We start from the raw sequence: 323 nt of genomic DNA on the forward strand, positions 1-323 counted from the left end.
GGTTACGGATCGGCCGCGATGCTGGGCTGGCTCGTCCACGAGCAAGGCATCGAGCCGCACATCCTCGTCTTCGACAAGTCTGAGCGCCGCGACGGCACCTTCAGCCGATCAGCCTTCACTTACGACCCGGGCTCTGACGCCTACACCTGCGCGGCCGGCAAGCACCTGCTGCAACGTCAGCACGTCTACAGGTCACCGCCCCCGCTCGTCGACGCAGCCGGCATGCTGCTCTAACGCGCCAGCAAGCACGACTGCGATGGCTTCCCGCTGAACCCCCGGCGCTGCCGCAACGACTCCGCCCGCAAGCTGCCACCGCCGATCCC

General features: G+C 67.8%; 1 pseudogene. It reads left to right on the plus strand.

Features of this window, described 5'->3' with window-relative positions:
* Positions 1–323, plus strand: a pseudogene (locus tag MKL01_RS00020) (IS5/IS1182 family transposase); the annotation flags it as partial.

The sequence above is a fragment of the Methylobacterium sp. J-070 genome (genome assembly GCF_022829385.1).
Lineage (GTDB): Bacteria > Pseudomonadota > Alphaproteobacteria > Rhizobiales > Beijerinckiaceae > Methylobacterium.